Below are 20767 nucleotides of genomic sequence, written 5' to 3'. Positions count from 1 at the left end.
TGCTGATGAAGCTGGACAACGTATTTAAGAAAACCAGAATTGCTGTCGGAAGAAAGAATTATATTACATTTACCAGACGACCGGAAGTACCGGAGGGATTACTCCGCAAATGTAACAAGTGTGGAGGAGCAATTATTGCAGAGGATGTAAAGAAAGATCATTACATCTGTCCGAAGTGCGGGGGATATTTCCGCGTGCATGCGAGACGAAGGATCGAGATGGTCACAGATGAAGGTTCTTTTGAAGAGTGGGATTCTGATCTTCAGGGAGGGAATCCTCTGGAATACAAAGGATACGAAGAAAAACTGGAAAAACTGCAGGAAAAGACAGGGCTTTCAGAAGCAGTCATAACAGGAAAAGCAAAGATTGACGGCCGTGAGACGGCTATCGGAGTCTGTGATGGGAGATTTTTGATGGCCAGCATGGGAGAAGCAGTTGGAGAGAAGATAGCAAGGGCAGTAGAACGGGCAACAGAAGAAAGACTTCCGGTCATCTTATTTGCCTGCTCCGGAGGGGCCCGCATGCAGGAGGGAATCGTCTCTCTGATGCAGATGGCAAAGACATCCGCAGCACTGAAGCACCACAGTGATGCCGGACTTCTTTATATCAGCATACTGACTGATCCCACGACTGGCGGAGTAACCGCAAGCTTTGCGATGCTCGGGGATGTGATCCTGGCAGAGCCAAAAGCTCTGATCGGGTTCGCAGGCCCAAGAGTGATCGAGCAGACCATCGGCCAAAAGCTTCCGGAGGGATTCCAAAGAGCAGAGTTCTTATTGGAACATGGATTCCTGGATGCCATTGTAGAACGTCCGCAGATGAAAGCAGTACTTTCTAAAATCCTTGCACTTCATGAGAATGGAAAAGGAACAGATTTTAATAGAAAAGAATGTGCTCAGGATCTGGTGGCAGACGGAAGGAAAGAAGAAAAATTAACGGCATGGCAGAGAGTAGAACTTTCCAGACGAAAAGACCGTCCGGTAGGAAGTGATTACATTGATGCGCTCTTTACAGACTTTGTAGAATTCCACGGTGACAGATATTTTGCGGATGACAAAGCAATCATTGGCGGTGTGGCAAGGTTCCATGGCATGCCGGTAACGGTGATCGCACAGGCAAAGGGAAGAAATACGAAAGAAAATATCGAAAGAAACTTCGGCATGCCGGAACCGGAAGGTTATCGAAAAGCATTAAGACTGATGAAACAGGCAGAAAAATTTGCCAGACCTGTCATTTGTCTGGTCGATACACCGGGAGCGTTCTGCGGACTGGAAGCAGAAGAGCGCGGACAGGGAGAAGCGATTGCCAGAAATATCTATGAGATGTCCGGATTAAAGGTTCCGGTCGTATCTATCATTATCGGTGAAGGCGGAAGCGGTGGAGCACTTGCGATGGCAACTGCGGATGAAGTGTGGATGCTGGAGAATTCTATCTATTCGATTCTTTCGCCGGAAGGATTCGCAAGCATTTTATGGAAAGACAGTTCTAAAGCAAAAGAAGCCGCAGAAGTGATGAAGCTGACAGCAGAGAATTTGAAAGCACAGGGAATTGTAGAGCGTGTTTTCGCAGAACCGGAAACATATACGGTTCAGAATATGGATTCTGTGATCATGCAGATAAATGAAGCAATAGAAGAGTTTCTGATGAGATATGGAAGCATGTCAGAACAGGAATTGATAAGACATAGATACGAGCGCTTCAGAAATATGTAATAGGTATGAACACATAAATTCTATAATATGACGAGGAAAAAAGATATGGAAATACAACCATTGAAAATAGGAACAAAGATGGCAAAAGTTCCGGTTATCCAGGGTGGTATGGGAGTAGGGATCAGCCTTGGAAATCTTGCCGGAGCAGTTGCAAAAGAGGGCGGCATAGGGATTATCTCTGCCGCTCAACCCGGCTTTAAAGAAAAAGATTTTGAAAAGAATCCATTAGAAGCAAACTTAAGAGCGGTGAAATCGGAATATGAAAAAGCAAGAAAACTGGCACCGGATGGAATCATAGGATTTAATCTGATGGTTGCCATGGAGCATTATGAAGAATATGTGCATGCGGTGGTAGAAGCAGGCGCAGATCTGATCGTATCGGGAGCGGGACTTCCGACGGAACTTCCGAAATATGTGGGGGATTCGGACATTCTGCTTGCGCCGATCGTATCTACTGCAAAGTCGGCGAATGTCATATTAAAGTACTGGGATAAAAAATATCAAAGAATACCGGATCTGGTAGTGATCGAAGGACCGCTTGCCGGGGGACATTTGGGATTTCGTGAAGATCAGCTGGATGAATATGAAGGACAGGCAATATACGATCAGGAGATTCAGAAAATCAAAGAAATCATACAGAACTATTCGGATAAATACGAAAAGAAGATTCCGATAGCAATCGGTGGAGGAATTCATGACAGCGAAAGCGCCGCACATGCATTTTCCCTTGGGGCAGATGCGATACAAGTGGCAACCAGATTCGTTACAACGGAAGAATGTGACGCAGACATCCGCTATAAAGAAGCATATCTGAATGCCGGAAAAGAAGATATTGTGATCGTAAAAAGTCCTGTGGGAATGCCTGGACGTGCGATTCTGAATCCCTTTATGAAAAAAGTAAAAGAACAGGGCAGGATTGCTCCCGCACATTGTTACCGCTGTCTGAAACACTGTAATCCGGGAACGACACCATATTGTATTACGCAGGCACTGATCAATGCCGCAAAGGGAAATGTCGATGATGCATTACTTTTCTGCGGGGCATATGCATACAGAGCAGATCATCTGGAAACTGTGAAAGAAGTTATTGATTCTCTGATGCCAGAAAGGGTATAATAAAAGACAAGAGTAAAGAATGAAGAGTTAAAGTGAAGGAAATTACAGAAGATGGGAATGGATGACGCATATAAGATGATCAATCAGACACTGGTCAGTCTGATCAATGAAATATGGGAGCTGGAAGAAAAGGCGATTATTACGGACGAGTTCAAGGATCTTACAAATAATGATATGCATGTAATAGAAGCAATCGGACTCGGAGAAGGAAATAATATGTCTTCCATCGCCAGAAAGCTGAATATTACGGTAGGATCCCTTACGACTGCCATGAACAGTCTGGTGAATAAAAGATATGTGGAGCGTCACCGCAGTGAAGAAGACAGAAGAGTCGTTCTTGTCAAGCTGACAGAAAAAGGTGTAAAGGCTTACCATCATCACGAAGATTACCACAGACAGATGACACAGGCTATCCTGGACAAACTGGATGATACCGAACTTCCGGTACTTGTGAAGACACTGGATGCATTATCTGAATTCTTTACCGGGTATAGTGAGAATAAGGAATGATGGAGTTATCTTCCAAATCTGCATGAAGTAGCTGCATGGATCGAGAAAGAGAATAACAAATAAGAAGATAGAAAGTGACTGTCATGCAGCCTTTACAGGTTGTGGGCAGTTTTTTCTGCATATGTCAGAAATACAAAATAAAATTCATAGAATTCAGGAGGAATAGCAATGTACGAAAAAGAAGCAGAACAATTACAGACAATTATTGATGACAGTGAAAGAATTGTATTTTTCGGAGGTGCAGGTGTCTCTACAGAGAGTGATATTCCGGATTTCCGAAGTGCGGATGGATTATATCGGCAGAAGTATAAGTATTCACCGGAACAGATTGTAAGCCACAGTTTCTTCGTACAGAGCCCGGAAGGATTCTATGAATTCTATAAGGAGAAGATGATGTTCCTGGATGCGAAACCGAATGCTGCACATCGTAAGCTTGCAGAATTAGAAGCAGCCGGCAAATTAACTGCTGTTATCACGCAGAATATTGACGGACTTCATCAGGCGGCAGGAAGCAAAAATGTACTGGAACTGCACGGAAGTATTCATCGCAATTACTGCATGAAATGCCATAAATTCTACGATGCGGCTTATGTAAAACATGCAGACGGAATCCCGAGATGCAGCTGCGGAGGAATGCTCAAACCGGATGTTGTACTTTATGAGGAAGGTCTTGATTCTGCTGTGATCAATAAGAGTGTGAAGGCAATAAGTGAAGCAGATACGCTGATCATAGGTGGTACATCACTGATCGTTTATCCGGCAGCAGGATTTATTGATTATTTCAGAGGAAAACATCTGGTGGTGATCAATAAGGGTGCAACAGCCAGAGAAGTTGGTGCGGAGTTGACGATTGCGGCACCGATCGGGGAGATACTGGGACAGATAAAGGTACAGTAGTAAGCGCTGGAAGTACTAAGTGCCAAAAGTGGTAAGGACTGGAAAAGAACTTAAAAACTGGAGAAAGAAGATGAAGAGAACAGGAAAATACATTTCTGTCTGCCTGTGTGCAGTAATGATCGCTTCCATGTTCATGTGCGGAGGCTGCCAGAAACAAGAGAAAACAAAAATAACAAAGAAAAAACAAATCGAACTGTGGCATTACTGGGACATCCCGGGAAACCAGCAGCATCTGGAAGAACTGGTAGATCAGTTTAACCAGTCACAAGATAAAATAGAAGTTAAGGTATCCTACATACCGGATGAAGATTTCAAGAAACAGCTGGCATTGTCCATGTCGGAAGAAAAAATGCCGGATATTGCGTTGGTGGATTCTTCGGATTTTCAATTTCTCCATCAGATGAAACCATTTGCAGATCTGACAGATGAGATCCCGGAATTACAGGAGTATTCAGAAAAAGCGCTGGCACCATGTTCTGCGGATGGAAGAATCTATGGACAGCCGTTTGGAGTGAACTGTACGGCGATGTTTTATAATAAGAAGATTCTGGAGAAAGCCGGATGTAAAGTCCCGGACAATTGGGAAGAATTCGAAGAAATTGCGGCGAAGGTCAGTGATAAAACGATAAAAGGATTCGCAATCACAGCATTGCAGACGGAAGAAAGTATGTATGAGTTCCTGCCGATCCTGTGGTCTATGGGTGGCGATATCCATCGTATTAATACAGCAAGCGGGCAGCAGGCTTTTCTGTTTTTGAGAAATATGGAACAGGAAGGAAGCTTAAGTCTGCAGAGTATTTCCCTAACGATGGGAGATCTGACGAATCAGTTTATAAAGGGCAAGATTGCAATGATGTTCAATTCTTCTATGGCAATCGACAGCATCCGAGAAAGCAATCCGGATCTCGAATTTGGAGTGGCAGCAATTCCATGTGGAGACAATCCGGTGACAGTTGCAGGAGGAGAGATTCTGGCGGTGGCAAATAATGAAAATAAGGAATATGCGGTTCAGTTTCTGAGATTTCTTGCTGATGAGAATCGAATGAAAAGCTACATAGATGAATTCGGATTTCTTGCACCAAGGCAGGAGATTATGCAGCAACAGTTCAAAAACGATGAAGAAAAAGGGGTATTTATAGATCTGTATCAGAATGCAAGGATAAGAGAGATCAGCAGTAACTGGCCGCAGATCTCATTGACTCTTTCCGATACATTAAGAGAGATCCTGGTAAATGAAGAAGATTCACAGACGATATTGGATAAAGGTGCGGAGAAGATAGAGAGTATTGGAGCGGAAAACAGATGAAAAAGAGAAAGAAAAATCTCCGGCAGATATTAATACCGGCATTTATCATTACGGCATGTATTCCGCTTGCTATTTTTGCACTGATATCGCAGGAGAGATTAAAGACAAGTACATTAGAGAATATGAACAATCAGGCAGAGGCTGACTTGCAGAAAGCAAATCAGAGCCTGAATATGACGCTGGATAAATACGAAACGTTACTTTATGCTATTACAACAGATGAAGAATTTCTGAGCCTTGTAGTAAATGCAAATGATTCGGAAGAAATTCCGGAAGCGGATGCATATAATATGAGAAGAGATTTTGCCCATATCTGTAATAGAAATGAAGGAGTTGACGGAATCCAGCTTGTGCTTTCAGACAAGAGGCGGATATTTTACGACCGACTGTCGTCATCTTCGGTGAATAGTACATGGATGGAAAAGGTAAAAATTCCGGATGAGACAAAGCTGCTGTCCTATGATGTTGATAAAGATACGGACAATCCTGAGCGTATGTTTCATATCGGGAGAAAGGTGGTTAATTACTGGGATATCAGTGAGGATCTAGGATATGTAATCCTGTCTGTCAATTTGGATGAACTGGAATCGGTATTAAGCGCAGGAAAAGGGTCCAGAGTATATCTTGTGAAAGACGGAGTGATCGTAGGGGCAGAAGATACAAAGATGCTTGGCCGGCAAGAGAAGGCTTTGGATAGTGCAAAGGTTAATCAGAAGGCAATCAAAAATGCCAGAAGCGGCTGGTCAATCCTCTTATGTCAGTCGATTCGTGAATATCAGAAAGCAATTGAAGAACAGGTGATATTCTGGATCATGGTAGCGCTTGCTGTTCTGCTGATCTTTGTCCTTCTGATCTATCGTGTTACCAAACCGGTCATGATATCGGTAAATGACATTGTGGATGCAATGAAAAATCTCGAAAAAGATAATTTCCGGGAAAAGCTTGAAGTCAAAGAAAAAGACAGTACAGAGATTCAGGAAATATCTGAAGGATTTAATGAAATGTCGGAACGTATCCACAATTTGATCGGACAGGTAAAAGAATCGGCAATGGAGCAGAAGAATGCAGAAATCTCTGCATTAGAGGCTCAGATCGATCCACATTTCCTTTATAATATTCTGGATACGATCAACTGGAAAGCAATTGAGAATGAACAATATGAGATTAGCGAGATGTTGGTGGCACTTGCGGACATCCTGCGCTATGCGATCAATGATGCCGGTGAATTTACCACAATTGATGCGGAAAAAGGATGGCTGGAAAAATACATCCTTCTCCAGCAGGAAAAACTGGGAGAAGAGATTGAACTGGAATTTAAAATTCAAGATTCGTACGGGAAATGCAAGATTCACAAGATGCTGCTGCAGCCATTTGTGGAAAATGCGATCAAATATAGTTTCCGTGGTTATGAAGGAGCACATCGTCTGACGATCGAGGTATCCAAAGCGGAAGAACAGATGCATATTATTATCGCAAACAACGGCCGGCATATAGATGAAGATCAGTTGAAAGACCTGAATATGGGAAAAGAGATCAAGAATCATTTTGGAATCTCGAATGTAAGAAAACGTCTGAAACTTTATTACGGAGAAGATGCAGTGATTTATTTTGAAAATGTATCTCCAAGTGGAGTGAAAGTACATTTGTTTGTGCCATTGCAGGAGGAACAAAAAGATGAAGATAGCAGTTATTGAAGATGAAAAACCGATCAGAGAAGGACTTGTACATATTTTAAATAAGATAAGTCCGGAATATCAGGTCGTAGGCAGTGCGGAGAATGGAGCAGAAGGACTGATACTTCTGGAAGAGGAAATGCCGGATCTGATCATGCTGGATATCCAGATGCCGGATATGGATGGACTGCAGATGCTGAAAGAAGCACGGGCAAGAGGAATCTATACAAAAGTGATTATTCTTACAGCCTACTCGGATTTCAGCTATGCGAAAAAAGCAATCGAACTGGGAATTGAAAATTATCTGCTAAAACCGGTGAATCTGACAGAACTAAAGAAAACGCTGGAAAAAATTAAAGAAGAGTTATTTGTAGAACAGAGGGGAAAGAATTCTCTTTCATTGGAAAAGATTCTGAAGGATATCCTGGATGGTGAATATGAGAAGAATGAAAGGCTGGACGCTGTGCTGGCAGATAATTATGGAATCATTCAGGGACACAGCCTGTATTGTATGTACATTTTCCTTGGAAAATATTATGAAAGTGAGAAGAAAGAAGTCGGATTATTTCTGGAGGAATTGAAAGAACACAATCCGGAACGGAAACTGTGCTGGCTGCCTCGTGAAAAACAACAGGCCGCATTGGTCTGCTTTTATGGTGAGGAAGATGTCAGTAAATTATTGAAATACGTAAAACATTCGGTAGTACCGGCATGTTCCGTAAGACTGCATGACCGTGGCGTATTTACATGGAAGGAATGTAAGGGACTTAACAGACTGACTGAGACAGAGCTGGAATTAGAAAAGGCATGTGGCTGGCATCTGATACTCGGAGACAGGGTATTGATTGAATGCGAGAAAATTCTACAGATGAGAACGTATCAGTTCATTTATCCGGCAGAGCTGGAAAACAGGGCCAGAAGTGCAGTAATACATATGAATGTAGAAGAATTTACCGGTTGTTTTCAGAAATTCATGAAATATGGACGCATAGAAGTACACAGTCCACAGGAACTCAGAGAAGTGTGTATCCGTTTCGCATATGCGATAATCAATACAGCCAAGGAGTGTGGCACATTGCGGGATGAGGAATTGATGGTTCAGAGAGTGTTAAAGACAATCTTAGGTGCAGTTTCCTGGGAGGAGATAGAAGCAGTCATGATGGAATTATTCTCCAGCATCGAGATAAGTCAGATCAACCAGACATCTTCTGAATATCTGGTACAAAAAGCACTGACAATTATGAAAGAATGTTATAGTGACGGGATTACTTTGGAAGAAACAGCCAGAAGACTTCATGTTACAGAGCAATATCTGGGAACACAATTAAAGAAAGAAACGGGGACTTCCTTTACGGAGACGGTACGAAAATTTAAAATCATGCATGTGAAAGAATTACTTCTGGATACAGATCTGAAATTAAATCAGATAGCTGCAATGACTGGATTTTCCAATCCAAAGTATATGAGTAAAGTATTTAAACAGGAAGAAGGGATGCTTCCAAATGAATACAGGCGGATTAATGCATAACAGTTTATAAAATTACTCCTTTCCGAAAAAATTGCTCCTTTTTAAAATTTGGATTCTGATATAGTGGGTTCAGAACAAAAAGAGGAGGAATTAAGATGGAAGCGGTTGATAAAATATCCGTCGGAGTGAGTAAAGAAAAAGCCGGACAGAATACACAGGAAGCCATCACAGAGAATGCGGATGGAATGAAAGTATCTCTGGGAGAGAAAATCTGTTATGGAGTAGGTGATATCGGAGCAAATCTGGTATGGACAACGGTAGCCTCTTTCCTGACGATATATTGTACTGATGTGGCAGGTATTGCTGCAGGAGTAGTAGGAACACTGATGCTGATCGCCAGATTATTCGATGGCGTATCGGATCTTTTTATGGGAATCATTATAGATAAGACGAACACCAGATGGGGAAAAGCCCGTCCGTGGGTACTCTGGAGTGCGCCACCGCTGGTCATCAGCCTGATCATGATCTTTACAGTACCGGACCTTGGTGCAAATGGAAAAGCAATTTACCTGTTACTTGTATACATATTCCTTGCAGCGGTATGCTTTACAGCATCTAACCTTTCTTATAATACAATGCTTTCACTGGTAACCACAGAGCAGCACGACAGAAATGTCATGAACACGATCCGTTTTGAATTTACCATGATCGCACAGCTTGTGATTAACGTGATCACGATTCCACTGGTACATTTCCTTGGAAACGGACAGCGTGGCTGGACATGCATGAGTATCGTGTATGCAATCGTAGCACTTGGAATGTTCATCACAACATTTGCCGGAACAAAAGAAAGATACAAACCAATCAAAAAAGAAACAACAGCGAAGAAGAAGACACATCCGCTGAAAACAATTAAGATCCTTTGCAGAAATAAATACTTTATCCTGATCACACTTGCATTTGCAGTGATCTATACATCGCTTGGATTAACCGGAGGATCCAGAATCTACTATGCAAAATACGTATTAGGGGATGAGATGCTGAACAGTACAATGACCATGTTCAACTATATCCCGACCATCCTTACGATTATGTTGATCCCGGTATTTACAAAAAGATTCGGAAAGATCAAAGCACTGTTTGTAGGATTCTTATTCTACGCAGCAGGACTGGTGCTTGAAATCGCAGGACCTGTTAATCTTCCAATGATTTACACTGGTCTGGTGTTACAGGGAATCGGACATGCGGCATTGTATTCATGCCTGTTCGCAATTGTCGGAGATGTCGTAGATTACAGTGAATGGAAAGACGGAATCCGTGAAGAAGGAATTACTTATAGTGTGACAAGCTTCGGACAGAAGATCGGAACCGGACTTGGAACAGCAGCACTTGGATGGATTCTGGCAGCCGGACATTATGACGGAACAGCAGCCGTTCAGTCAGCAAGTGCAATCTTCGCAATCAAAGGACTGTTCCTGTATCTGCCACTGGTGATTACAGTGATCGTTCTTATCATCTGGTACTTATTCATGGGAATTGATAAGATCTATCCGACAGTCAGAAAAGAACTGGATGAGCGTAGAGAAAAGGCTGAGTAAGAAAAAGCTGAGCAAGAGAAAGCCGAGTCAGAAAATATAGAATAGAAAATGTGAACTTGAATGGTAATTAGGAATAAGCCGGAAGATGTAATGTCTTCCGGCTTATTTTAATCGCCATGCGTTCGGAAGAAGCTGCCGGTGGCAGGTTCTGTAGATACAGAAAACTTTGGCACATAAAAAGGCAGGAAATGAAGTCCTGCCTTTAAAAAATAATATGTAAGATTTAAAATTAACCAACAATGCGGTATTTCTTATCTACAGCATTCAGAAGTTCATGTCCGTCTTCTGTTACGAGAACAAGGTCCTCAACACGAACACCGTATTTGCCTTCGAGGTAGATACCAGGCTCGATAGAGAAGATCATACCAGGCTCAGCTACATTCTTGTTGATCGGGCTTACATCACCATACTCGTGATCTTCCTGTCCGATGAAGTGTCCAAGACGGATTCTCCAGTACTCACTGTATCCAGCTTCGTCAATCAGATCTCTTGCCTGAGCGTCGATATCGCAGAAACGCATACCAGGTTTGATAACGGCTTCTGCTTTCTCAACTGCTGTACGAACCAGATCGTGGATAGCAGCCTGCTCATCATCTACGCTCTTGCAGTAGAATGTTCTTGTCATGTCTGAGCAGTAACCTTTCCATACACAACCCATATCGATCAGGACACATTCTCCGGCTTTCAGAGTTCTTGTCTCACTTGGTGTATGGTGCTGGTCAGCAGCGTTAGGTCCGAAGCATACGATTGTATCAAAGCTTACTCCGCTAGCTCCCTCTTTCAGGTACTCAGCGTCGATGAAGTCAGCAACTTCTTTCTCTGTCATACCTTCTTTGATGAAATTAGCAACTCTTTCCATAACCGTATCGTTGATTACAGATGCATGTTTCATGATTGCAATCTCTTCTTCGTTCTTAACTGCACGAACACCGTCTACGCAGTCAGATCCCCAGATTGTCTTCATCTCAGGGCAGCGCTCCTGAAGTGGAATGAGGAAACGTGCAGGCCATGTCTTGTCAATACCAAGAGTGCTCTTTGTATCGATGTGCTCCATCAGAACACCGATCTGGTCATCCATGTCACTGAACCATACTTCTTCAAATCCTGTATTTGATACATAATACAGATAGTTCAGGAATAATGTATGTTTTCCACTTGTTCTAAGTAACAGGGCATATAATCTTTCCCCAGGATTTACCATGATTCCTGTTAAAAAGCGGATGCTCAGTGGATCAGATACCAGTAACTGATCAATTCCTTTCTCTTTCATTTTTTCTAATACGCGGCTAATTCTTTCGTCCATTGTTAAAATGCTCCTTCCTGTGCGTTTTGATAAAAATCCTATTTAAGATAATAACATGAATTGGCTAAAATGACTAGAATTTTAGTGAATTTAAAGGATTAATTTTTGAAATGTTCTGACAACAATTTCTAATGTTTATCATATTGACTTTAATAGAACAATGTGATAATATATTAAAAATAATGAATGGGCATTACACAGTATGGTAATGCCCATTTTTTTATTGCTATGCATTCGTAAGGAGCATGTTGATAGCAAGGGTTATAAATACGAAGGTATACGTATAAGAGTAATTTTTAGAGAATGCTCTTGTAAAAAGAGAGGAAGAGGGTAGGAAATATGAAAGAAAAGAAAAAATTATCACTGGCTGCACAGATATTCATTGCACTGGTTTTGGCGGTCATTGCAGGATTACTGATGCAGAAATACGCAAATTTTGCGGAAACTTATATCAAGCCATTTGGTACGATCTTTCTGAATTTACTGAAATTCATTGTCGTTCCGATCGTGCTGTTTTCCATTATGTGTGGAATTATTTCCATGAAGGACATTAAAAAGGTCGGATCGATCGGAGTAAAGACAGTCGTTTACTATATGTGTACGACAGCATTTGCCATTACATTCGGACTTATTGGGGCAAATATGTTCAAAGGAGCATTTCCGAAGATTGCGACAACAGATCTTTCTTATAAAGCAGATCAGACGATCTCACTGATGGATACGATTGTAAATATCTTCCCATCAAATTTTGTATCACCGATGGTGGAGGCAAATATGCTCCAGGTGATCGTGACGGCACTGATTCTTGGATTTGGAATTATCCTTCTGGGGGAAGGTGAAAGAAATACAAGACTGGTAACAGCCTGTAATGATCTGAATGATGTATTTATGAAATGTATGGAGATGATCCTGAAGTTATCACCGATTGGTGTGTTCTGTCTGCTGAGTCCGGTCATTGCTTCAAACGGGCCGGCGATCATCGGTTCACTCGCGATGGTACTTCTGGCTGCTTATGTATGCTACATCATCCATGCAGTAGTTGTATATTCGTTTGCAGTAAAGACAATGGGCGGAATGAGCCCGTTAAAATTCTTCAAGGGAATGCTTCCGGCAATCATGTTCGCATTCTCAAGTTCTTCATCTGTCGGAACACTTCCGATTAATATGGAATGCGTAGAAAATATGGGAGCATCCAAAGAAGTATCTTCTTTCGTACTTCCGCTGGGAGCTACGATTAACATGGACGGAACTGCAATCTATCAGGGTGTGTGTGCGATCTTTATTGCATCATGCTATGGCATCCATCTGACGCTTCCGCAGATGCTGACGATGATCCTGACTGCAACGCTGGCTTCCATCGGTACTGCAGGAGTTCCGGGAGCAGGTATGGTTATGCTCGCAATGGTACTTACCTCAGTCGGACTTCCGGTTGACGGAATCGCACTGGTTGCCGGCGTGGACCGTATCTTTGATATGGGACGTACGGTGGTTAATATTACTGGTGATGCATCTTGTTGTATTATTGTTTCGAATATGGAACGGAAGAAAGATGCAAAGAGGGAAATTGAAAACGGACTGTAGACTAGTGGAACCAGTTGGAACGGCGTGTTGTGTCGTTTTTAGTGTCCCAGTGGCTCGTTATAAGAATGAAAATAATAGGTGCTTTCCAGTATGTGTGCTGGGAACACCTATTATTTTGTGATTTTTAAAGATGTTTGGGTGTTGCCCGGTAATTGGGCAAAAAAATAGGACTGCAATGTTTGGGAGGAGTGCAGTCCTGAGGAAAAAGTTATGAAAAAGATTTAAAGTGTTTGTTCTCTTGAACAATTCCTAGTATAGAATTAAATTGTGATAAAACTGTGATGGAATTAGAAAGAAATTGTTAACAAATTTAGAACATAAAATAAAATACGATCAGATGCACCATAAACCGGGACAGTGTTGAAATCAAAAAGTCCGGGTGTTAGAATTACAACAGATGCTATAGCAGAAGATATATAACAGAAAGATATCAAAGAACACAAGAAAGAACACGGAATATACGAACATACACCAAGGAGGAATACACCATGCGGATCCTAATCTACGGCGCCGGAGTCATCGGAAGCTTCTACGCATCCAGATTCGTCAAAGCAGGACTGGATGTAACAGTCTTAGCAAGAGGGCAGCGGTTAAAAGAATTACAGGGACACGGTCTATGGTACAGAGGCAAGACAAGAACGCATAAAGTTGAGGTTAAGACGATCAGTGAGTTAAAGCCGAATGACCGTTACCAGTTTATTTTCCTGACTGTACGTGAGAATCAGGTGGAAGAAGCACTGGAAGACATCAGTAGGAATGAAAGTCCGAATGTTGTCACTATGGTCAATACGATCAAACCATATGGCAGGTGGGAGAAAATCTGCGGAAAAGGCAGGATCCTTCCGGCATTTCCGGGAGCGGGCGGCTGTATCGAAGGTGGGATTCTGGATGCACAGCTTCTGCCAAGAGCAATCCAGCCGACAACATTCGGTGAGATCGGAGGAAGAAAGAGCAGCAGGGAAGAAGCACTGGCATACATATTTAGAAAAAGCCACATTCCATATCAGATCGTTCCGGAAATGCATCACTGGCAGATCTCACATCTTGGCGTGATCATTCCGCTGGCAGATGCTTATTACCAGAGCAGGCATCCGGAAAAAATCTGTGCAAATGAAAAATTGATGACGCTGACAGCTTATCGGATGAAAAAGAACCTGAAGTGGATCGCCCAAAAGGGAATGTTGTGCCCGGCAAAGCTTTATATGATCAAAGATATGCCGACAGGAATGCTGGCAGGGGTTCTAAGCAGAGTATATCAGAGTGAATTTGGCAACAGATTTCTTTACCGGCATGCGATGCATGCACCGGAAGAATTCCAGCGGCTGCATCAGGAATTCTATAATTATATGAAGACACATACGAAAGAGAGTAACAAAACATGATAAGACCGATTATGAAAGATATATTTTTCCTAAACCAGAGATCCAAGCCGGCGACAGAGGCGGATAAGCAGGTTGCAGTGGATTTGTTAGATACATTGAAAGCGCACGAGGAAGGCTGTGTCGGCATGGCAGCGAATATGATTGGCGTGAAGAAATGTATCATAGCCGTCAATATGGGATTCATGAATGTGGCAATGTTCAATCCGAAGATTGTAAAACGTTCCGGAAAATATGAGACGGAGGAAGGCTGTCTTTCCCTTACTGGTGTGAGAAAATGCACCCGGTATCAGGAGATTGAAGTGGAATATCAGGATATGAATTTCAAAAAACAGAGACAGAAATATACTGGATGGACGGCGCAGATTATTCAACATGAAGTAGATCATTGTCACGGTATTGTGATATAGTCATGCGCTGGTGTTGTATCATTGACACAAAGATATATATTAGGATTAGTCATAATATTTTGCCATAATATTTCCCACTACCTTATTGACACAACTGCATCAAAAGCATACAATAAAACTAGATTGTTAATAAAATAACACATGAAACGTAAAGATTACAGGAGGGTAATATCATGGCAAAGATTTTATGTAGTCCAAGTAAATATGTACAGGGTGCAGGAGAGATGAAGAAGCTGGGTGAATATGCTCAGAAGTATGGCAAGAAGGCACTTGTACTGATCACGGAATCCGGATACAAACGTATCGGAGACGTTGTAAATACTGGATTTGAAGGATACGAGATCACACCTGTATATGAGTATTTCAACAGAGAATGCAGTAAGAATGAGATTAACCGTCTGGTAGACATTATGAATGAAAAAGGCTGTGATGTCGTGATCGGTATCGGTGGTGGTAAGATCCTGGATACAGCCAAAGCAGTTGCTTATTACAAAGAAGCTCCGGTTCTGATCTGCCCGACAATCGCATCGACAGACGCACCTTGCAGTGCACTGTCAGTTATTTATACAGATGATGGCGTATTCGAAGAGTACTTATTCCTTCCGGCTAACCCAAATATGGTTCTGATGGATACCGAGATTATTGCAAAATCACCGGTAAGACTTACGGTATCAGGAATGGGTGATGCACTGGCAACATATTTTGAAGCAAGAGCCTGTCAGGCAAGCGGGGCAACAACATGTGCCGGCGGACAGGTTACACAGGCAGCAATCGCACTTGCAAAACTTTGTTTTGACACTCTGATGGCAGAAGGTGTAAAGGCAAAACTTGCCCTGGAAGCAGGAGCATGTACACCGGCTGTGGAAAAAATCATCGAAGCCAACACATTACTGAGCGGTATTGGATTTGAGAGTGGCGGACTTGCAGGAGCACATGCAATTCATAATGGATTTACCGTACTGGACGAGTGCCACCATATGTATCACGGTGAGAAGGTTGCATTCGGAACGATTACGCAGCTGGTACTGGAGAATATTCCGGCAGAAGAACTGGAAGATATCATTGACTGGTGTATCGAACTGGGACTGCCTGTGACATTAAAAGAACTGGGAATCACAGAAGTGACGGACGAGAAACTGATGGCAGTTGCAACAGCAGCCTGCGCAGAGAACGATACGCTTCATAATATGCCATTCGAGGTAACACCGGAGACTGTATGTGCAGCAATCAAGGCAGCAGATGCATACGGAAAATATTTCCTCGGAGAATAGTCAAGAATCTGTGAAAATAAAAAATACATAATAAATACAGAGAATCTGCCATTGACAGGTTCTCTGTATTATTTTGCAGAATCATTCTGTATATGAATCTGAAAATTTCAGTAGATTTCAAGAATAACTTAACATCTTTTTTACAAAAATATCGAGTAAATTCAATATTTTCATACTATACCTGAAAATGTACAAAAAACAAAATCAGAAAGTGTGAGAAATATCTATGATCAAATCCTATGTTATTGATACCAATATTTTAATCCAGGCACCTTATGCATGTCAGTGTTTTGAAGAAAACAGGGTGATATTGCCATTGGTTGTATTAGAAGAACTGGACGGCCTGAAGAAAGCAGAAGGAGAAAAGGGAGCAAATGCAAGGCGGGCGATCCGTTTTCTGGAAAAGCTCAGACTGAAAGGAGACCTTTTAAAAGGTGTCCAGATGGAAAATGGAGGAATCCTCCGTGTAGAGGCCAATTGTGTAAATGTAGAACTGCCGGAAAGCCTTCCGGAAGATAAGCCGGATAATCGGATCTTAAAAGTATGTAAGGGAATCCGGGAAGAAGAAAAGCCGGTCGTTCTGGTGACAAAAGATCTGGTCCTTAGGTTAAAAGCACAGATTCTCGGAATTGAAGCCCAGGATTTCAGCACAGAGCAGGTCATCGAAGAAGAGGGACAGTACAGCGGCAGACAGATTTGCTATGTGGCGGAAGACAAGTTCAAAGAATTCAAGAAAAAAGGCGTTCATCTGAAGGAACTTTATTTGTCCGATGAAGATGGTAATAAGATCCAGCCGGAACTTACGGAGAATGAATTTATCATATTGAAGGCAGATCAGTCTGTGAAAAAGACACATCTTGGAAGAGTTGAAGGGAAGAAAGTAGTATCGTTAGAATTCCGAAAGAGCCAGCCTTATGGCATCAAACCAAGGAATGCCGGACAGTATTTTTTACAGGAAGCATTGATGAAATCCGCAGAGAAAGCACCGCTTGTAATTGTAAAAGGAATGGCAGGAACGGCGAAGACATTTTACTCACTGGCAGTCGGACTGGAGAAGGTGCTGAACAATCCGACCGGAGAATATAGAAGAATTCTGATCTGCAGACCGAATGCGCAGTTTGACCAGGATATCGGTTTCCTTCCGGGAGACGAGCAGGAAAAGATATCACCTTTGATGCGTCCGATCGTAGATAATCTAGAGCAGCTGATTGATTCGGATGAAGAAGAGCGTTATCAGGATGAACAGGAATTACAGGGCAAGATCGAAGAGATATTTGCAAGAGGACTGATCCAGACAGAAGCAATGAATTTCATCAGAGGCCGTTCATTTGTGAAGACCTATCTGATCATAGACGAGGCGCAGAACATGACTCCGAATCAGGTGAAAGGAATCATAACAAGAGCCGGAAAAGGAACGAAGATCATTCTGCTTGGTGATCCGAATCAGATAGACCGGCCATTTCTGGATGAGAGAACGAATGGACTTAGTTATGCGTCGGAATACATGAAGGGTAGTCCTTTATGTTATCAGATTACAATGTCTGCAGAAGAATGTGAGCGTTCCGAACTTGCGATGGATGCGATTCACAGATTATAGACATAGATTATAGAATTAGAAGGGAACGAAATAAAATTGAGCAAAGTAACATATAAAGCAATCAAAAATATGCCGGAGGTGAATGCCTATATTGAGCAGGGAAATAGGGTACTTGGAGCACTTGGGTTTACCGAACATTCCAGAGGACATGCAGTAAAAGTGGCGGAAACTGCCGGAAATATTCTGGAAAAATTAGGGTATAACCAGCATACGATCGAGCTTGCCAGGATAGCGGGCTATATGCATGACATGGGAAATTGTGTAAACCGTGTGGATCATGCACATAGTTCCGCAATCATGGCATTTCAGATACTGCGGGATCTGAAAGCACCGGATGAAGACATCGCAGTGATCGTCAGTGCAATCGGTCAGCATGATGAGGCAACCGGCATGGCAGTGGATGCGGTATCGGCAGCACTGATACTGGCGGATAAGACGGATGTAAGAAGAAACCGTGTGCGGAACACGATCAAGGAAAGCTTTGACAAACATGACCGTGTGAATTATGCTGCAGTGGCATCCAGTCTGCATGTAAATGTCGAAAAGCAGGTGATTCTGCTGGAGATTGAACTGGATGAAGGAATCTGTTCTATATTAGATTATTTTGAGATTTTCTTACAGCGTATGCTGATGTGCAAGCGTGCGGCAGAGATGCTGGGAATGAAATTCAAGATGAAAGCGAACGGGAATAAGATCTGTTAATCGGATGTGACAAATGAGGGAAAATTGGAAGATGATTTCATAGAACTAGTGATTGACATTCCCTGAAAGACAGTGCTATAATACAACCCTAAAATGAATGTGGATTTTTCTGGAGCAATCTATTTTTCGCCACATGGTTACTGAGTAGAAGTAACCATGTGGTTTTTTGTTGTTACATATTCAGTTGAAACAATCTGTGACAAGATGGGAAAATAGAGAAAAGCATTGCAAAGATCCGCAATAGAATTAGAAGATTAATAGATAGTACATATGAGAGAAAGGGGATATATATGGATCAGACATATATGAAAGAACAACCGGTATTAAAATTGATCGTATCGATGGCACTGCCGATGGTCATTTCTATGATGGTGAGTTCACTTTATAATATTGTAGACAGCTTCTTCATCGCCAGGATCAGCGAAGATGCCATGACGGCGTTATCACTGGTGTATCCAGTGCAGAATCTGATCAATGCGGTGATGATCGGATTTGGAATCGGAATCAATGCGGTCATCTCATTTTATCTTGGAGCGCAGGATAAAAAGATGGCAGACAGGGCGGCAACACAGGGAATGCTGCTAGGGACGATTCACGGAGTCGGATTTATGATTCTGGGAATTGCCGTAATGAGACCGTTTTTACAGATGTTTACGGGAAATGCACAGATTGTGGACTATGGTGTGCGTTATTCGAGAATTGCATTTTTATTTGCTACGGCATTATCTTGGCAGCTGGTATTTGAGAAGACGTTTCAGGCGGTCGGACGTATGGTGGAGTCAATGACTTGTATGATGTCAGGTGCGATTATCAACATTATCCTGGATCCAGTCCTGATCTTCGGACTTGGACCATTTCCGAAGATGGGAATCGAAGGAGCCGCACTTGCAACAGGAATCGGACAGGCAGCAGGAGCAGTATTGTACCTGATCTTTTATATCGTGAATCCGCTTCCGGTGAAATACAGAAAGAAATATCTGAAGGCTGATTTGAAGCTGTGGAAAAAATTATATGTAATCGGAATTCCGGCAAGCCTGAACCTGGCACTTCCGTCGCTTTTAATCTCTGTATTGAACGTAATACTTACAGGCTATGGGGAAGTCTACGTATTCGTTCTCGGAGTCTACTATAAGCTGCAGACCTTCCTCTACCTTCCGGCAAATGGAATCGTGCAGGGAATGCGTCCGCTTCTCGGATATAATTACGGAGCGGGAGAGCATAAGCGTGTACATAAGATCTTCCAGGATGGCCTGATCCTGGTACTCGTGATGATGGCAGCCGGAATGGCAATCTGTCTGGCAGTTCCGGGACAGCTGATGGGATTATTTACAGCGAATCCGATAACGATGAAGGCCGGAAGTGTGGCACTCAGAGTCATCAGTCTTGGATTCCTTGCTTCATCGGTATCGGTTATCTGCAGCGGGGCACTGGAAGGTCTTGGAAAAGGTGTGCATTCACTGATCATTTCGTTATGCAGATATGTGGTTGTGATTATTCCGGTGGCATTCATTGTCAGCCGTTTTATGGGAGCGGTCGGAGTATGGCATGCGTTCTGGATCACGGAAGTGGTGACTGCGGTGATTGCGTATGTGGTGTATCGGAAAGGCGTGAAGGGATAGTAGAAGAGATAGCGAAAGAGATCATATAAGAGTAGAGAATATAAAATAAGAAGTGGGAAGTTAAAAGTCAGAAAGAAAGTTTTTTCAGATCTGAATAATCTGAATGTGATTACTTCTACATCTCAGGAATATGAGACCAGCTTTGAATTTACGGAAGAAGAAGTATTTTATGTCTGATCGCATGGACCATTGCCGAGTCACTGGGAGCGGATCCGAGAGCCGTCGTCATTGCAGTGTTCATTGTATTGCCGATCTTTTATCCATTTTATTAATTCCTCAATTTTTATAAATATGACAGGGCTGTCGTACGAAATGATGTGTGCGGCAGCCCTGTTCTTTTGCGCAAAAAGGGCAGGTAAAGACAGAGAAAATTGTAAAAGAAGAGACTACAGGTTTGCGTTGACTGACTAATTGAATAAAGAGTATAATAAACCTACTGATACAGACGGAGTGATCGATATCTATCCGAATGTAAAGAGAAGAAAATACAGGGAAGAAAATAAAAAAAGAATGACTCTGACTGCAAGGTAAGTCCCGAGCAGGAATAGTTATGAATTCGTTTCATTAAAAAGTAGTTAACAGCAGGTTATGTTACAGCACGGTATACAAAATCAGGCGATTTCTA

Annotated in this window: 16 protein-coding genes; 15 read left to right on the top strand and 1 reads right to left on the bottom strand. The window is 42.4% G+C overall.

The window, feature by feature from the left end; translation table 11 throughout:
- Positions 1-5 precede the first annotated feature (5 nt).
- The 8 genes from NKF87_RS11480 to NKF87_RS11445 all read left to right on the top strand — a co-directional run bounded on the left by NKF87_RS11480 (position 6) and on the right by NKF87_RS11445 (position 10280).
- Positions 6-1712 (top strand): acetyl-CoA carboxylase carboxyl transferase subunit, encoded by a 1707-nt coding sequence (locus NKF87_RS11480; RefSeq protein WP_055281838.1) that lies wholly within the window; start codon positions 6-8, stop codon positions 1710-1712.
- A 45-nt stretch (positions 1713-1757) separates the two neighbouring features.
- Complete coding sequence (locus NKF87_RS11475; RefSeq protein WP_055281837.1) at positions 1758-2828, top strand: NAD(P)H-dependent flavin oxidoreductase; 1071 nt, start codon at positions 1758-1760, stop codon at positions 2826-2828.
- A 57-nt stretch (positions 2829-2885) separates the two neighbouring features.
- On the top strand, positions 2886-3338 hold the full coding sequence (locus tag NKF87_RS11470) for a MarR family winged helix-turn-helix transcriptional regulator (RefSeq protein WP_028088536.1): 453 nt from the start codon (positions 2886-2888) through the stop codon (positions 3336-3338).
- A gap of 168 nt (positions 3339-3506) precedes the next feature.
- Positions 3507-4235 (top strand): NAD-dependent protein deacylase, encoded by a 729-nt coding sequence (locus NKF87_RS11465; protein WP_117597754.1) that lies wholly within the window; start codon positions 3507-3509, stop codon positions 4233-4235.
- 70 nt (positions 4236-4305) lie between these two features.
- Entirely contained in the window at positions 4306-5541 is a 1236-nt protein-coding gene (locus NKF87_RS11460; protein WP_242998872.1) for an ABC transporter substrate-binding protein, read from the top strand.
- A complete protein-coding gene (locus NKF87_RS11455; protein WP_117597753.1) occupies positions 5538-7235 on the top strand; it encodes a sensor histidine kinase in 1698 nt (565 codons plus the stop codon). Before NKF87_RS11460 ends, NKF87_RS11455 begins: the two co-directional genes overlap by 4 nt.
- Positions 7216-8742 (top strand): response regulator, encoded by a 1527-nt coding sequence (locus NKF87_RS11450; RefSeq protein ID WP_117597752.1) that lies wholly within the window; start codon positions 7216-7218, stop codon positions 8740-8742. Before NKF87_RS11455 ends, NKF87_RS11450 begins: the two co-directional genes overlap by 20 nt.
- Positions 8743-8837: 95 nt before the next feature.
- The gene (locus NKF87_RS11445; RefSeq protein ID WP_006426121.1) at positions 8838-10280 is read left to right on the top strand and encodes an MFS transporter; all 1443 of its coding nucleotides are present in this window, start codon (positions 8838-8840) and stop codon (positions 10278-10280) included.
- Between the two features lie 229 nt (positions 10281-10509).
- On the opposite strand, the gene NKF87_RS11440 is transcribed toward NKF87_RS11445, so the two are convergent.
- On the bottom strand, positions 10510-11583 hold the full coding sequence (locus tag NKF87_RS11440; protein WP_117597751.1) for a M24 family metallopeptidase: 1074 nt from the start codon (positions 11581-11583) through the stop codon (positions 10510-10512).
- A 339-nt stretch (positions 11584-11922) separates the two neighbouring features.
- Between NKF87_RS11440 and NKF87_RS11435 the strand changes: the two genes are divergently transcribed.
- The 7 genes from NKF87_RS11435 (at position 11923) to NKF87_RS11405 (ending at position 20142) form a co-directional block, all read left to right on the top strand.
- The gene (locus NKF87_RS11435) at positions 11923-13164 is read left to right on the top strand and encodes a dicarboxylate/amino acid:cation symporter (RefSeq protein ID WP_117597750.1); all 1242 of its coding nucleotides are present in this window, start codon (positions 11923-11925) and stop codon (positions 13162-13164) included.
- 488 nt (positions 13165-13652) lie between these two features.
- Positions 13653-14546: a ketopantoate reductase family protein gene (locus NKF87_RS11430; protein WP_117597749.1), complete on the top strand. Its 894-nt coding sequence runs from the start codon at positions 13653-13655 to the stop codon at positions 14544-14546.
- The gene (locus NKF87_RS11425) at positions 14543-14953 is read left to right on the top strand and encodes a peptide deformylase (RefSeq protein WP_055181541.1); all 411 of its coding nucleotides are present in this window, start codon (positions 14543-14545) and stop codon (positions 14951-14953) included. The genes NKF87_RS11430 and NKF87_RS11425 overlap by 4 nt, the downstream gene beginning before the upstream one ends.
- A 173-nt stretch (positions 14954-15126) precedes the next feature.
- A complete protein-coding gene (locus tag NKF87_RS11420; RefSeq protein WP_117597748.1) occupies positions 15127-16224 on the top strand; it encodes a glycerol dehydrogenase in 1098 nt (365 codons plus the stop codon).
- Positions 16225-16450: 226 nt separating this feature from the next.
- Entirely contained in the window at positions 16451-17821 is a 1371-nt protein-coding gene (locus NKF87_RS11415) for a PhoH family protein (protein ID WP_006426107.1), read from the top strand.
- A gap of 69 nt (positions 17822-17890) precedes the next feature.
- On the top strand, positions 17891-18523 hold the full coding sequence (locus tag NKF87_RS11410) for an HD domain-containing protein (RefSeq protein WP_055181618.1): 633 nt from the start codon (positions 17891-17893) through the stop codon (positions 18521-18523).
- Positions 18524-18813: 290 nt separating this feature from the next.
- Positions 18814-20142, top strand: a complete 1329-nt coding sequence (locus NKF87_RS11405; RefSeq protein ID WP_006426105.1) for an MATE family efflux transporter — start codon at positions 18814-18816, stop codon at positions 20140-20142.
- Positions 20143-20767: the final 625 nt, after the last annotated feature.

The sequence above is a fragment of the Dorea longicatena genome (assembly GCF_024168045.1).
In the GTDB taxonomy this organism is placed as follows: Bacteria; Bacillota; Clostridia; order Lachnospirales; family Lachnospiraceae; genus Dorea_A.
This window is presented reverse-complemented; position numbering and strand designations above follow the sequence as displayed.